Source organism: Mycobacterium sp. IDUB_5 (genome assembly GCF_055419565.1).
The window spans coordinates 336,744-351,407 of the sequence record NZ_JBVAXX010000003.1; the positions used below are offsets into that span (position 1 = coordinate 336,744).

The 14,664-nt window shown below is 68.0% G+C and carries 13 protein-coding genes and 1 riboswitch; of the genes, 6 read left to right on the forward strand and 7 right to left on the reverse strand.

Features of this window, described 5'->3' with window-relative positions; all coding sequences use genetic code 11:
- Positions 1–117: 117 nt before the first annotated feature.
- Positions 118–2,691 carry an FHA domain-containing protein gene (locus ACZY1G_RS10970; protein ID WP_463814288.1) on the reverse strand — a complete coding sequence of 858 codons (2,574 nt, stop codon included), beginning with the start codon at positions 2,689–2,691 and terminating at the stop codon, positions 118–120.
- Between the two features lie 305 nt (positions 2,692–2,996).
- On the opposite strand from ACZY1G_RS10970, the gene ACZY1G_RS10975 reads away from it, so the two are divergent.
- Positions 2,997–3,560: a TetR/AcrR family transcriptional regulator gene (locus ACZY1G_RS10975; protein ID WP_463814289.1), complete on the forward strand. Its 564-nt coding sequence runs from the start codon at positions 2,997–2,999 to the stop codon at positions 3,558–3,560.
- Here ACZY1G_RS10975 and ACZY1G_RS10980 read toward each other — a convergent pair.
- Positions 3,544–4,752 (reverse strand): NADH:flavin oxidoreductase, encoded by a 1,209-nt coding sequence (locus ACZY1G_RS10980; RefSeq protein WP_463822373.1) that lies wholly within the window; start codon positions 4,750–4,752, stop codon positions 3,544–3,546. The two genes, ACZY1G_RS10975 and ACZY1G_RS10980, sit on opposite strands and share 17 nt — an antisense overlap.
- A gap of 28 nt (positions 4,753–4,780) precedes the next feature.
- Here ACZY1G_RS10980 and ACZY1G_RS10985 point away from each other — a divergent pair, with 28 nt between their 5' ends.
- From ACZY1G_RS10985 to ACZY1G_RS11000, 4 genes are all read left to right on the forward strand, one after another.
- Entirely contained in the window at positions 4,781–5,638 is an 858-nt protein-coding gene (locus ACZY1G_RS10985) for a bifunctional methylenetetrahydrofolate dehydrogenase/methenyltetrahydrofolate cyclohydrolase (RefSeq protein WP_463822374.1), read from the forward strand.
- Complete coding sequence (locus ACZY1G_RS10990; protein ID WP_463814293.1) at positions 5,635–5,919, forward strand: DUF3017 domain-containing protein; 285 nt, start codon at positions 5,635–5,637, stop codon at positions 5,917–5,919. The genes ACZY1G_RS10985 and ACZY1G_RS10990 overlap by 4 nt, the downstream gene beginning before the upstream one ends.
- A gap of 178 nt (positions 5,920–6,097) precedes the next feature.
- A complete protein-coding gene (locus tag ACZY1G_RS10995; RefSeq protein WP_463822375.1) occupies positions 6,098–7,228 on the forward strand; it encodes a ferredoxin reductase in 1,131 nt (376 codons plus the stop codon).
- 11 nt (positions 7,229–7,239) lie between these two features.
- Positions 7,240–8,442, forward strand: a complete 1,203-nt coding sequence (locus ACZY1G_RS11000) for a fatty acid desaturase family protein (protein WP_463814295.1) — start codon at positions 7,240–7,242, stop codon at positions 8,440–8,442.
- A gap of 16 nt (positions 8,443–8,458) precedes the next feature.
- On the opposite strand, the gene ACZY1G_RS11005 is transcribed toward ACZY1G_RS11000, so the two are convergent.
- The 4 genes from ACZY1G_RS11005 to ACZY1G_RS11020 all read right to left on the reverse strand — a co-directional run bounded on the left by ACZY1G_RS11005 (position 8,459) and on the right by ACZY1G_RS11020 (position 12,691).
- Positions 8,459–9,190: a class I SAM-dependent methyltransferase gene (locus tag ACZY1G_RS11005; RefSeq protein ID WP_463814296.1), complete on the reverse strand. Its 732-nt coding sequence runs from the start codon at positions 9,188–9,190 to the stop codon at positions 8,459–8,461.
- Positions 9,187–10,305, reverse strand: coding sequence for a homoserine O-acetyltransferase MetX (gene metX / locus ACZY1G_RS11010; protein WP_463814867.1), 1,119 nt, complete (start codon positions 10,303–10,305; stop codon positions 9,187–9,189). Before metX ends, ACZY1G_RS11005 begins: the two co-directional genes overlap by 4 nt.
- Before the next feature lie 5 nt (positions 10,306–10,310).
- On the reverse strand, positions 10,311–11,657 hold the full coding sequence (locus tag ACZY1G_RS11015; RefSeq protein WP_463822376.1) for a bifunctional o-acetylhomoserine/o-acetylserine sulfhydrylase: 1,347 nt from the start codon (positions 11,655–11,657) through the stop codon (positions 10,311–10,313).
- Between the two features lie 40 nt (positions 11,658–11,697).
- Positions 11,698–11,817, reverse strand: a riboswitch (SAM riboswitch).
- Positions 11,818–11,860: 43 nt separating this feature from the next.
- Positions 11,861–12,691 (reverse strand): alpha/beta fold hydrolase, encoded by an 831-nt coding sequence (locus ACZY1G_RS11020; RefSeq protein ID WP_463814299.1) that lies wholly within the window; start codon positions 12,689–12,691, stop codon positions 11,861–11,863.
- A 62-nt stretch (positions 12,692–12,753) separates the two neighbouring features.
- On the opposite strand from ACZY1G_RS11020, the gene ACZY1G_RS11025 reads away from it, so the two are divergent.
- On the forward strand, positions 12,754–13,566 hold the full coding sequence (locus ACZY1G_RS11025) for an exodeoxyribonuclease III (RefSeq protein WP_463822377.1): 813 nt from the start codon (positions 12,754–12,756) through the stop codon (positions 13,564–13,566).
- A 49-nt stretch (positions 13,567–13,615) separates the two neighbouring features.
- On the opposite strand, the gene ACZY1G_RS11030 is transcribed toward ACZY1G_RS11025, so the two are convergent.
- On the reverse strand, positions 13,616–14,641 hold the full coding sequence (locus ACZY1G_RS11030; RefSeq protein WP_463814302.1) for an esterase/lipase family protein: 1,026 nt from the start codon (positions 14,639–14,641) through the stop codon (positions 13,616–13,618).
- Positions 14,642–14,664 lie beyond the last annotated feature (23 nt).

Here is a 14,664-nt window from a genome sequence, read left to right on the forward strand (position 1 = left end):
GCGCGACTCCTCGCACGCTCGTCGTCACGCGGTGTCTGATTGCGCGACTCCTCGCACGCTCGTCGTCACGCGGTGTCTGATTGCGCGACTCCTCGCACGCTCGTCGTCACGCGGTGTCTACGCGGCTTTCAGTCGGATCTTCCACCTCACGAACGCCACGTACACGACGCTGATCGCGAACAGCATGCCCACGTCGAACAGCCACGCGCCCGAGGTGTGCTTCCAGTGGTCGTCTTGCGGAGTCAGCGGCCCCGGCACCAGACGGATCAGGTCGATCGTCGACGCGGACGCGGCGAAGCCCCAACGGGCCGGGGTCGCCCATGACATCTGGTCGAGCACGATCCGGTCGGTCACCGGGATCATGCCTCCGGAGAACACCAGCTGGCTCATGATCGCGACCACCAGCAGCGGCATGATCTGCTCGGCCGAGCGGGCCAGCGCCGACAGGGCCAGGCCGACCATCGCCGCCGCGACGGTGGTGAGTGCGATGTCGATGAACAGTTCGAGGCTGCGGTTGCTGATCACGTTGCCGGCGTCGACGGCGCCGGGCCCCCAGCCCTTACCGATGATCGCGATCGCGGTCACGATCGCGGACTGCACGACCGCGAACGCGGTGAATACCACCATCTTGGCCAGCAGATACGCCGAGGTCGAGAGCCCGACAGCCTGTTCGCGCCGGAAGATGGCGCGCTCGCCGATCAGCGCGCGGATCGTCAGCGCGGTGCCCATGAAGATCGCGCCGACATTGAGCATCACCAGGATCTGGCCGGGTTCGTTGGGCGCTTCACCACCCTCGAGCGCCGTCTTCGGTACACCGAACCCGACATCGCCGGGCACCGAGAGGGACAGCACGCCCATGATGAACGGCAGCAGCATCAGGAACGCGAAGTACCCGCGATCGGAGATCACCAGCCGGATCTGCCGGCGCGCGATTGTGGACAGCTGCCTGCGCAAACTGGTGCGCGTGGGATTGCCGAGTTCCGACGGTGTCAGCGCCGGCGGCTGCGGCGGCGGTGGACCGTGCTGGTCCAGGTAGCGCTGCGCGGCCGCGTCGGGGTCGCCGGCGACGGCGGAGAAGATGTCGGCCCAGTTGGTGGTCCCCATCGAGGCGCCGATTTGATTCGGCGGTCCGTAGAACGCCGTCTTGCCGCCCGGCGCGAGCAGCAGCACCTGATCGCAGACGTCGAGATAGGTCAGCGAGTGCGTGACCACCAGTACGACGCGGCCGGCGTCGGCGAGTTGACGCAGCATCGTCATCACCTGCCGGTCCAGCGCGGGGTCCAGGCCCGAGGTGGGTTCGTCGAGGATCAGCAGCGACGGGCCGGTCAGCAGCTCGAGCGCCACCGAGGCGCGTTTGCGCTGGCCACCGGAGAGCTTGTCGACGCGGGTGTCGAGGTGCTTGGTCATCTCGAGTTCCTCGAGCACCTCGTTGACGACCTGCTCCCGGTCGGCCTTCGTGGTGTCCGGCGGCAGCCTCAGCTCCGCGGCGTACATCAGGGCCTGCCGCACGGTCAGCTGGCCGTGGACCACGTCGTCCTGCGGCACCATGCCGATCCGGGAGCGCAGCGAGGCGTACTCGGCGTGCACGTCGTGGCCCTCGAACGACACCTGCCCCGTCGTCGGGTGGGTGTAGCCGGCGACCAGCCGGGCGAAGGTCGACTTGCCGGCACCCGACGGGCCGATGACCGCGGTCAGCGTGCCGGGCCGCGCGGAGATCGAGATGTTGTCGAGCAGCGTCTTGTTGTTCTCGATCGTCCATGTCACGCCGTGGACGTCGAGGCCGCCGGTGGCGGTGGCGGCGGCCGTTTCGGTGCGCCGGACCAGCGTGCCGTCACGGAAGACCAGGTCGACGTTGCCGATCGTGACGGTGTCGCCATCGGAGAGAAGCTGCGTCTCCACGCGCGAGCCGTTGACGAACGTGCCGTTGATGCTGCGGTTGTCGCGGATCTCGGTGCCGGACGGCGTGGTGACGAGGGTGGCGTGGTGGCGCGATGCCAGCACGTCGGGGATGACGATGTCGTTGTCGCTGGCGCGGCCGATCTTCACCGAGCCGGGCGGCACCTCAGGCGCGCGACCGGGCCGCAGGATCTTCAGCATGCTGGTGGCGAGGTTGTTGTCACCACCTGACCGCGGTGCGGCGGCGGGGCCCATCTGGGTCACCGACTCCATCGCCGGTGACGAGATCGGTTGCTGCTGCAGGGGGCGCGACGGCGGCGGTGGCGGGGGATAGCCGGTCCGCTGCCCGGTGGTCGGGTAGGTCCGCGCACCGGGTGTCCGCGTGGGCGGTCCCGGGTGAGTGACCGGCTGGCTCGGCCACTGTCCGCTCGGGCGGCTCGGCACCGGAACCGCGGTGGTGGGCGGCGGTGTGCCCGCCGACCCCTGGTGCCTGCCGACCTCGAATGTCAGCAGCGGTCCGTCGGGATTGCCGATGTGTAATTGGGCGCCGTCGGTGATGTCGACGACCGGCACCCGCCGGCTGTTGACGAACATCCCGTTGAGCGAACCGTTGTCGATCGCGAGCCAGCGGCCCTGATCGAAACGCAACACCAGATGTGCTCGAGAGATCAGCGGATGCGCGATCCGGACATCGGCGCGTAGATCCCGGCCGACGACCACGTCGTTACCGGCCGCGAAGGTACGTGTGGACCCGTCGTAGCGCACGGTCAGCGCAGGGGGTGCTGCTCGGGTCACAGAGCCGCTCCCGCGGCGACAGTAGACATCGCGCCCAACTCTATCGGTAGGGCTGCATCGTCGAAGGTCGGCCGTGACTCCATCGTGACTCTGTGGGAGAGATGTGGGCGATCTGTGGCCGGGCCGTTACTCGAGCGTGTGCATATCGTGTCGCAGCGTGGCCCGACACGCCCACGCGCGGGACCTGAAATGTCCTGTGAACACTGGGAATAGCGCGCGCTCATTTCCTTCCTGTCGGAATTCACAGGTTCGCCGCTGAGTGCGCCGCGCATTTTAGAGGTTATTCTCTACTTTAGGGTGGAGCAATGCCACGGCCCGCCCGATACACCGTCGACGTCCTCCTCGACGCAGCGGCCGACCTGCTGGCTGCCGACGGCCCGGGTGCGGTGACGATGTCGGCGGTCGCGCGTGCCACCGGCGCGCCGAGTGGCTCGGTCTACCACAGGTTCCCGACCCGGGCGGCACTGTGCGGCGAACTGTGGGTGCGCACCCAGGAGCGTCTGCAGGACGCGCTGCTGTCAGCGCTCAACAGCGACGGCGACTCGGCGCAACGCTGCGTGTCCGGCGCGCTCTGCGTGCTGGCCTGGTGCCGCGCACATCCGACCGAGGCGCAGGTGCTGCTGACCGGCCCCGGGCAATTGGGGCTCGGCGACTGGCCCGAGAATCTCCTCGGCCGGCGGAAACGCTTGCAGCGCAAACTCAATAAGGCGCTGGGCGAGATCGACGGAGAAGCTGCCCGGGTCAGCGCCGCCGTGATCGACGTGCCCTACGCGATCGTGCGACGCCACCTGCGGGCGCGTCAGGCGATCCCCGCCAGCGCGGATGCGATCGTCACCGACTGCGCGCGGGCACTCATCGACCCGAACTGACCGGCGACGGCGATCCCGTCACCACGCAGTGGGTGTGGGTGTAGATCGTCGCCATGCACTGGTTGCAGTGCGTGCACATCGACTGCACCGATCGCCCGTCGGCGGCGATGCGATTGATCAGATCCGGTTCGGCGAGCAGGGCCCGCCCCATCGCGACGAAGTCGAAGCCCTCGGCCATCGCCAGGTCCATGGTCTCGCGATTGGTGATGCCGCCCAGCAGGATCAGCGGCATCGACAGCTCCGCGCGGAACAGCCGGGCGTCGCGGAGCAGATACGCCTCGCGATAGGGATACTCGCGGAAGAACTTATTGCCCGTCATCCGGATTCCCCAGCGCAGCGGCGGTTTGAACGCACCCGCGAACTGCTTGACGGGCGCGTCGCCGCGGAACAGGTACATCGGGTTGACCAGCGAGCTGCCCGCGGTGAGTTCGATGGCGTCCAGGCCCCCGTCTTCCTCGAGCCACTTCGCGGTCTGCAGCGCCTCATCGGTCGAGATGCCGCCGCGAACACCGTCGCTCATGTTCAGCTTGGCGGTCACCGCGATCGGCGTGCCTGCTTTCTCGACGGCCCGCCGGACGGCGAGCACCGTGCCGCGCGCCACCTTGGCCCGGTTCTCCAGGGAGCCGCCGAACTCGTCGTCGCGCCGGTTGATCAGCGGGGACAGGAACGAGCTCGCGAAGTAGTTGTGGCCGAGGTGCACCTCGACGGCGTCGAAGCCGGCGTCGATGGCCATCCGGGCAGCCTGGGCGTGTGCTTCGGTGATGTCGGTGATGTCGTCGCGGGTGGCCCGCTTGGCGAAGCGCATCGACAGCGGATTGAAGAAGCGCACCGGGGCGTAGGCAGCGGTGCGGTTGGACTTCGAGTTGGCGACCGGGCCGGCGTGGCCGATCTGCGCGCTGATCTTCGCGCCTTCGGCGTGCACGGCGTCGGTGAGCCTGCGCAGCCCGGCCATTGCCTCGGGTCGCCAGTAGATCTGGTTTCCCTCCGTGCGTCCGCCCGGAGCGACGGCGAGGTAGGCGACCGTGGTCATGCCGACCCCGCCGGCGGCGGGCAGCCGGTGGTAGGTGATGAGGTCCTCGGTGACCAGAGCGTTCGGGGTCGCGGCCTCGAACGTTGCCGCTTTGATCACTCGGTTGCGCAACGTGATGGGGCCCAGCGTGGCCGGAGTGAACACATCGCCGACAGTTGTCATGTCTACAGAGCCTGTCACAATGATCGCCGTGGGTGCGATCACTTTGGACGGTAAGGCCACGCGCGACGAGATCTTCGTCGACCTCACGGCGCGCACGGCGCGCCTCGTCGAGGCCGGTCACACCCCGGGACTGGGCACCGTCCTGGTCGGGGACGACCCCGGGTCGCAGGCCTACGTGCGGGGGAAGCACGCCGACTGCGCGAAGGTGGGCATCACCTCGATCCGTCGCGACCTGCCTGCCGACATCAGCCAGGCCGACCTGATGGCCACGCTCGACGAGCTCAACGCCAACCCCGAGTGCACCGGCTACATCGTGCAGCTGCCGCTGCCGCGCCACCTCAACGAGAACGCCGCGCTGGAACGCATCGATCCTGACAAGGACGCCGACGGGCTGCACCCGATGAACCTCGGCAAGCTCGTGCTCAACGAGCCCGCCCCGCTGCCGTGTACACCGCGGGGGATCGTGCACCTGCTGCGACGCTACGAGGTCGAGATCGCCGGAGCGCACGTCGTGGTCATCGGCCGCGGCGTCACGGTCGGTCGTCCACTCGGCCTGCTCCTGACCCGTCGCTCGGAGAACGCCACGGTGACGCTGTGCCACACTGCGACCCGGCACCTGCCGCAGATCACCCGGGAGGCCGACATCATCGTCGCCGCCGCGGGCGTGCCGCACATGGTGACCGCGGAGATGGTGCGGCCCGGAGCGGCAGTCGTCGACGTGGGCGTCAGCCGCGACGACGCGGGCAAGCTCGTCGGCGACGTCCATCCCGATGTCTGGGACGTGGCCGGACACGTGTCACCCAATCCCGGCGGTGTCGGTCCGCTCACTCGGGCGTTCCTGCTCACCAACGTCGTCGAGCGCGCCGAGGCTGCCGCCGCGTCGTGAGGTCAACGCGCAGGCTGTTCAGCGGTCAGTGGCCGATCCTGGTCGTGGGACTGTCGTTGCTCGCCGCGTTCGTGCTCGTGGCAGCGGGGTACTGGCGGCGCGGCGCGCTGGTGATGGCCATCGGGGTGGGCACGGCCTCGGCGCTGCGGCTGACACTGCCGGAGGACCGCGTGGGGTTGCTCGCCGTCCGGAGCCGCACGGTGGATGTCGCCACCACCGCCGCGGTCAGCGCCGCCATGCTCTACATCGCGTGGACCATCGACCCGCTGGGAACCAGCTGAGCGTTTCCCGACCGCGCCGCTCTCCCGACTGATAGTGCAGGTCACAAGGTTTTCAACGTTGCCCGGATTCTTTGGTGAACAAATGTTTCGTTACCGGTGAGTAGGGATACCCCAGGGGCGTCCTCAACGGTGTGACTGCAGTCACACCGTTACCTGCGGAGCGCAACAGGGGTGATCCATGGCCGGATTGGTCAAGACGGTGGCGCGATGGTCCAAAGCGCCGGCTCGTGACGTCGAGGCGCCGAGCGGGGGGTGGGTGAACATGGTGCGCGGGCTCGCTGCCCGCGCCACCACGCCGCTGCTGCCCGACGACTATCTGTCTTTGCTCAATCCGCTCTGGTCGGCGCGTGAGCTGCGCGGTGAGATCGTCGAGGTTCGCGCCGAGACCGACGATTCGGCCACCGTGATCATCCGTCCTGGGTGGGGTTTCGCCCGCGACTATCAGCCCGGCCAGTACGTCGGCATCGGCCTGCGGGTGGACGGACGGTGGCACTGGCGCTCGTATTCGTTGACCTCGGTCCCGGAACAGACCGAGGGCGAGATCTCGATCACCGTCAAGGCGACGCCGGAGGGGTTCCTCTCCACGCACCTCGTCGATGGGGTGGAGCCCGGCACGATCATCAGGCTCGCCGCACCGCAGGGCGAGTTCACGCTGCCTGATCCGCCGCCGGAGTCGCTGCTGTTCATCACCGCGGGCAGTGGCATCACCCCGATCATGGCGATGTTGCGCTCGTTGAATGCCCGCGGCCAGGAGCCCGACATCGTGCACATCCACTCGGCGCCGTCGGCCGAGTCGGTGATCTTCCACGACGAGCTCCGGGAACTGGAGAGCCGACAACGCGGCTATCGCCTGCACCTGCAGCTCACCCAGGAGGACGGCAAGGTCGAGCTCACCGAACTCGACAAGCTCGTGTCGGACTGGCAGAAGCGCTCCGCGTGGGTGTGCGGACCCTCGGCGATGCTCGACGCGGCCGAAGAGGTGTGGGAAGAGCACGGTCTGGCTGATCAGCTCAACATGGAGCGATTCACGATCGCCGCCACCGACAAAGGGGGCGAAGGCGGTACCGTGCACTTCGGGATCTCCGACAAGTCCGTCGAGATCGACGGTGCGACAACCATTTTGCAGGCCGGCGAGGACGCCGGCATTCAGATGCCGTTCGGCTGCCGGATGGGTATCTGCCAGACCTGTGTGCTCCCGCTCGAAGAGGGGCACGTTCGGGACATCCGTTCCGGGCAGGAACACGGTGCGGGCGACCGCATCCAGACATGCATATCCACCGCCTCCGGTGACTGCACCATCAAGATCTGAGGAGACTGACCATGGCAATCACCGACATCAAGGTCTATGCCCACTTGACCGAGGAGGACGTCGAGAACCTCACCGCGGAGCTGGACCAAATTCGTGCCGACATCGAGGAGTCGCGCGGTGAACGCGACGCCCGTTACATCCGGCGCACCATCCAGCTGCAGCGCGCGCTGGCCGCCGGCGGGCGGATCGCGCTGTTCGCGAGCAGCAGCCGCATCGCACGGATCGGCGGCACCGCGATGCTGGCGACGGCGAAGATCATCGAGAACATGGAACTCGGCCACAACATCACCCACGGTCAGTGGGATTGGATGAACGATCCGGAGATCCACTCGACCGAATGGGAATGGGACACCACCTCCCCGTCGGTGCAGTGGAAGAAGTCGCACAACTTCGTCCACCACAAGTACACGAATGTCGTTGGTCTGGATGACGACATCGGCTACGGCATCATGCGGCTCACCCGTGACCAGCGCTGGGAACGGTGGATGATCGGCAACCCGATCTACAACCTCATGCTGGGTACGTTGTTCGAGTGGGGTGTCGCCCTGCACGGCGTCGAGGTGACGAAGTACCGCAAGGGTGAGAAATCGATCGGCGAGGTGCGCAGAGACCTCAAGGTCATCGGCCGCAAGGTCGGCAAGCAGGTCGGTAAGGACTACATCGTCTTCCCGGCGCTGACAGGAACGAATTGGAAGCACACGCTCAAATGCAATGCGGTGGCGAACCTGATCCGCAACTACTGGGCGTACATGGTGATCTTCTGCGGCCATTTCCCTGACGGCGCAGAGAAGTTCACCGTCGAGGAGTTCGAGAACGAGACTCGCGGCGAGTGGTACCTGCGACAGATGTTGGGGTCGGCCAATTTCCATGCCGGGCCGATCATGGCGTTCATGAGCGGCAACCTGTGCTACCAGATCGAGCACCACCTGTTCCCCGACCTGCCGAGCAACCGGTACGCCGAGATGAGCGTGCGGATCAGAGAGCTCTGCGAGAAGTACGACCTGCCCTACACGACCGGGCCGCTGTTGCGCCAGTACTGGCAGTCGTTCTGGACCATCCTGAAGCTCGCGCTGCCGGACAAGTACCTGAAGGCCAATGCCGACGATGCGCCGGAGACGGCCTCGGAGCGGCGGTTCGGCCGCGTCGAACCCACCCCGGGTACGCCGAAGCGCGGGCTGCGCACCGCGATCAAGGAGCGCACCAGGGCGGCCTGACGCACTAGGACTCGCGCTAGGACAGCGTCGCGCGCACGCACACCGTCACGTACGGCAGTGCAAGCCCCGACGCGTTGGCCAGGGCCGGGTGCGTGGCGAGAAGCTCGCGCACCCGGTCGAGCGTGCGGGTACGCACCTGCTCGGGCGAGGTGATGCAGTAGCTGCGGGAGGCGACCAGGTCGATCAACGCCTGCGGCGTCAGATAACTCGTCCACTCGACCTGATGCCGTGAGACCTCGGTGAAGGGCGCGGGTAGCTCGACGGTTTGCGTGAACGGATCGACTTCGTGGCCGATGATCTGGCCGAGATCCTTGACCCAGCCCAGTCTTTCGTCACGGTTGTTCCACACCAGGCCGAGCCGGCCACCGGGTCGCAGTACCCGCGCCACCTCATCGAGGGCGCGTACCGGATCGAACCAGTGCCAGGCCTGAGCGACGAGCACGGCGTCGACGCTGTTGTCCGGCAACGGGATCTCTTCGGCGGTACCGAGCAGCGCGGGCGTGTGGGGGAGTGAGGTGCGCAGCAGTTCGAGCATCTCCGGAACGGGATCGACGGCGACGACGTCGAGGTTGCGTTCCACCAGCCGCGTGGTCAGCTTTCCGGTCCCCGCACCGAGATCGAGCACGGTGTGGGCATCGGGGGGAAGCAGCCAGTCGATGGCCTCCGGCGGATAGGACGGGCGGCCCCGCTCGTAGGCGGCCGCTTCGGCGCCGAAGGACAGCGACCGTTGCTGTGCCGAACCACTCACCGGCTGGCCAACTCCAGCGTGCGTCGGATCAATACCCCCACCGCGTCGGTTTCCACCAGGAAGCCGTCGTGCCCGAACTTCGACTCGACGATGTCGAGCCCGTCGCAGCCCGGCAGCAGATCGGCCAATTCCTGTTGCAGGCGAAGGGGATACAACCGATCAGAGGTGATTCCGCCCACCACGGTCGGCACCGGGCAGCCCCTCAGGGCGGCCGCCACGCCACCACGGCCACGGCCGACGTCATGGCTCGACAGCGCGTCGGTCAACGCCACATAGGTGCCGGCATCGAAGCGTGCAGACAGCTTCCGGCCCTGATACTCGAGATAGCTCTGCACCGAGTACCGGCCGCCCGCGGTGGGGTCTTCACCCGGTTGCGCGGAATTGCCGAAGCGCTCGTCGAGTTCGGCCTCGCCGCGATAGGTCAGGTGAGCGAAGCGGCGGGCGATCTCCATGCCGGTGTCGGGGGAGTGGCCGGTGTCGTGGTAGTCGCCGTTGCACCAGTGGGGATCTGAGGTGATCGCGGCGACCTGCGTGCTCTGCGTGCCGATCTGGTCGGCGGTGGCGCGGGCTCCGACCGCGAGCACCAGCGCTGCGCGCACGTCGTCCGGGTGACTGACGATCCATTCGAGAGCCCGCGCACCACCCATGGAGCCGCCGATCACGGCGGCCACCTCGGTGATGCCCAGCCGCTCGAGCGCCGCGACGTCGGCGGCAACCTGATCGCGCACCGTTGTCGCCGGAAACCGCGAGCCCCAAGCCTTTCCGTCAGGGGCGATGGTGCTCGGCCCCGTCGAGCCGCGGCAGCCGCCCAGTACGTTCGTCGAGATCGCGCACCAGCGGTCGGTGTCGATCGGGGCGCCGGGGCCGGCCACGCCGTCCCACCACCCGGGCGTCGGATGGTCCGGGCCCGCGGGGCCGGTGATGTGCGAGTCGCCGGTCAGCGCGTGCAGCACCACCACCACGTTGTCGCGCTCCGGAGAGAGCTCACCCCAGCGCTGCACCGCGATCGAGACGTCGTCGAGCACGGCGCCGTTCTCGAGGCGCAGCGATCCGACGTCGACGATGCCGATCTCGCCTTCGGGCGGCAGCGCCACGCGATCGTTGCGCACGTCCATGACGGTCACGTCTGCACCTCGAGCAGCTGGGCATCGGCGGTGCTGCCGGCACGCTGCGCCGCGGCGAAGCCCCGCTCGAGGTCGGCCAGGATGTCATCGATGCCCTCGATGCCGACCGCCAGACGTACCAAGCCGGGGGTGACGCCGGTGGCGAGTTGTTCCTCGGCCGAGAGCTGCTGGTGGGTGGTGGACGCCGGGTGGATCACCAGCGAGCGCACGTCGCCGATGTTGGCGACATGGCTGTGCAATGTCAGCGCGTCGACGAACGCCTTGCCCGCGGGGACCCCGCCCGCCAACTCGAACGCCAGGACTGCGCCGGTTCCCTTGGGCGCCAGCTTATTTCCCACCTCGTACCAGGGTGAGCTGGGCAGGCCCGCGTAGTTGACGGAGGTGACGGCGTCGTGGCCGGCCAGGTATTCGGCTACGCGCTGGGCGTTGGCGACGTGGCGCTCCATGCGCAGGCTCAGCGTCTCCAGACCCTGCGCAATCAGGAACGCGTTGAACGGCGATGCGGCAGAACCCAAGTCGCGCAGCAGCTGCACGCGGGCCTTCAATGCGAACGCGGGCGCGCCCAGTTCGGCGAACACCACACCGTGGTAGCTCGGGTCGGGTTCGGTGAATCCGGGGAAGCGCCCGTTGGTCCAGTCGAAGTTTCCGCCGTCGACGATCACGCCGGCGATCGCGGTGCCGTGCCCGCCCAGGTACTTGGTCGCCGAGTGAACCACGATGTCGGCGCCGTGGGCGATCGGCTGGATCAGATAGGGCGTGGCGATCGTGTTGTCGACGATCAGCGGCACCCCGGCGTCGTGCGCCACCGCGGCGACGGTCGGGATGTCGAGCACGTCGATCTGCGGGTTCGAGATCGTCTCGGCGAAGAACGCCTTGGTGTTGGGACGCACTGCGGCCCGCCACGACTCGGGGTCGTCGGGGTTGTCGACGAAGCTGACCTCGATGCCCAGCTTGGGCAGCGAGTAGTGGAAGAGGTTGTAGGTGCCGCCGTAGAGCCGGGGGCTCGACACGATGTGATCGCCGTTGTGGGCGAGATTCAGGATCGCGAACGTCTCGGCCGCCTGCCCGGAGGCGACGAACAGCGCGGCGACTCCGCCCTCGAGCGCTGCGATGCGCTGCTCGACGACGTCCTGGGTCGGGTTCATGATGCGGGTGTAGATGTTGCCCGGCTCGGCCAGCCCGAACAGTGCGGCCGCGTGGTCGGTGTCGCGGAATGCGTAGCTGGTGGTCTGGTAGATCGGCAAAGCCCGCGCGCCCGTGGCGGTGTCGGGTGCCTGGCCGGCGTGGACTTGTTTGGTCTCGAAAGCCCAGTCGGCAGTCGGATCGGGGGTATCGAGGCTCATCAGATGTCTCCTCCGTGAACGGGGGGCCCGATTCACAGCGGACCCGCGCTTGCCTTATAGCCGTATTCGGCTACTCAACCTGGTCGTCTCCCGGGGCACCCCACCGCGGTTGGAGGGTTGCCGGCCAGCAAGCCGGGGCTTGACGCTGGCACTCATGACCGTTTCGAAGAATAACGCACCCGGCAGATCGGGTGCCACTGGGTTCAGCTGATGGCGCGCTGCGGGCCGGTCTGTTCGTCGAGGAACTCGCGGATCACGTCGGCGACCCGTTCGGGTGCCTCGAACATCGGAATGTGTCCGACGCCATCGAGTCTGGTGTAGCGGGTCGACTGGGGCAGGAACTTGCGGAAGTGGGCGGTGAACCGGGGATCCGGCAGCACCCGGTCTTTCTCGCACACCACCAGATAGGTGGGCGTCTTGGTGTCGGCGAGTTCCATCAACCCCGGCATCAGCAGCGCTTTGACGAGCAGCTGGTAGTAGGCCGGGCAGTGCCGGACGTCGTCGATGATCTCCAGGATGTCGGCGTCGCTGATCCCGTCGGGCCGGGCGCTGACCGGCAGGCTGGTCAGGAACCGCGCGCCGGGCACGCGCGCCGCGCGCTCTCCGAGCAGCTTGGCGACCACCCAGACGGGCATCCCCATCACGAACTTGAACACGATCTCGTATTTGGCCGGGGTCCAGCGGTGCCAGCCACCGGCCGGGGCGATGCCGACCAGGGACCGGGCCCGATTGCGGCGTTCGAGCTCGAAGGCCACCCAGCCGCCGAGCGAGTTCCCCACGATGTGGGCGGTGTCCCACCCGAGGCGGTCGAGGTGGCGCTCGATGTCGTCGGCCAGTGTGCCGCTGTCGAGCAGCCAGGAGCGGTTGGGACTGCCGCCGTGGTGGCCCGCCATCGACGGTGCGAACACCTCGTAGCGGCCGGTGTCGGCCAGCGCGGGCGCGACGTCCTTCCACACGTTGTTCGACATCATGAACGGGTGCAGCAGCAACACCGGTTCCCCGGAGCCGAGGTGGATGGGCGCGCGTTGGCTCATAGCGCCCGACCCTAAAGGTGGTACCCGCGGTACCGCAAGGACGCCCGCTAGGGTCGACGGCCGTGACGCGCCCCCTCACGATCAGCACTGTCAACGTCAACGGCATCCGCGCCGCGATCAAGCACCGCTCGGAGGACAACCGCGGCCTGCTGCCGTGGTTCGCGCAGACGGGTGCCGACGTGGTCTGTCTGCAGGAGACCCGCGCCGACGACCCGCAGGTGGCAGAGGCGCTGGCGCCGCTGCTGGCCGACGGCTGGCATCTGGCGTCGGCCGCGCCCCACGTCAAGGGTCGCAACGGTGTCGCAGTGGTGTCCCGCACCGCCCACGAACGCGCTCAGATCGGCTGCGGGGCAGATGAATTCGCCGATCACGGCCGCTACATCGAGGTCGACACCGGCGGTGTGACGGTGGCGAGCGTGTACTTTCCCACCGGCGAGGCCGGCACCGAGCGGCAGCGGGAGAAGGAGCGGTTCATGGCCACGGTCGCCGAGCGGATGGCCGTTCTGCGGGCCGAGGGCCGCGACGCGGTGCTGTGCGGTGACTGGAACATCGCCCACACCGAGAACGACATCAAGAACTGGAAGGGCAACGTCAAGAAGGCAGGATTCCTGCCCGAGGAACGCCAGTGGCTCACCGAGCTGCTGGCGACCGGCTGGGTGGACGTGGTGCGGGTGGCACACCCGGACCAGCCCGGGCCGTACGCGTGGTGGTCATGGCGCGGTAAGGCGTTCGACAACGACGCCGGCTGGCGCATCGACTACCAGCTGGCCACCCCGGGACTGGCGGCGCGCGTCACGGCGGTGCACACCGAACGTCCCGCGGCGTATGCGCTGCGCTGGTCCGACCACTGCCCTGTGACGGTCACCTACGCGTGACTTCGGCGTGCTTGTCGTCGCTGACCGACGACAGACACGCCGAAATCGCTCAGCAGCCGACGCGGTTGGGGGTCGATAGCGCGTCGTCGGCGCCGTCGATCGCGCCCCGGACCACCTCGAACACCCGCGGGTCCCACGTCATCCCGGTCTCCCACGGCAGGCCGACGGAATCGGAGACGAAGATGCTGTGGGTGTCGTCGAAGGACACGCAGCGGCGGTGGGGCAGTACGCGGTCGCTGATGTCGGTGGCCAGCGCGCTGCGGGTGGTCACAATGCCGTCGTTCGGCCACACCATCGGGTTCACCGGCGCGGGGCGGGTGAAGCGAGCGCCGCCGATCAGGACGACGGGGATGCGGTCCAGGACGCCGGCCTGGAATTCGTTCCACCCGTGCGGGCCCATCAGGTACCCCTGGTTGACCTCCCGGCCCGATCCGCTCTGCAGCCGCGTCACCTCGGCGGCCATCGCCAGCGACGCCTTCTCGCAGTAGGCATCCCCCAAGCAGTCCGACAGCGGGGTGATGCCGTTGGCGTAGTCGGACAGGAACGACCCCTCCCATGGGGTGCCCACCGTCGTCAGCGATCGGATGCGGATCGGCGAGCCGAGGTTCTGCATCACGCGGAACGCCGACCGCGAGTACAGCCCGCCCATCGAGTGAGCGACGACGTCGACGACGTCCACCCCTCGGGTGTCGTGCAGGTAGGTCAGGAAGCGGGCGAGGTGTTCGCCGGCCAGGTCGATCGACGCCGTGGAGTCGACGGTCATTGTGTCGGGCAGAACGATCGGGCAGTCGCCGAACGCGCCGAATCCGCCTTGGTCGGCGACGGGGCCGCGGCCCGCCATGGCCGGCGACGTGTACACGGTGTGGCCCGCTGCGAGCAGGTTCTCTCGCAGCGCCGTGTCGGTGTTGCCGGCGGCCAGGCCGGACCGGCACGCCGCCTCCGGCGTGGTGAAGGGACTGACCGCGTCACCGCCCGAGACGATGACGACGGCGTGACCGGGTGCGGCGTGCGCAGGAGCGCATGGAAGAAGCGTCGCGAGCACCAACAGAACAAAGGCCGACGACCACCGTCGCATGAGACCCCCTCGGTTGCGCGAAT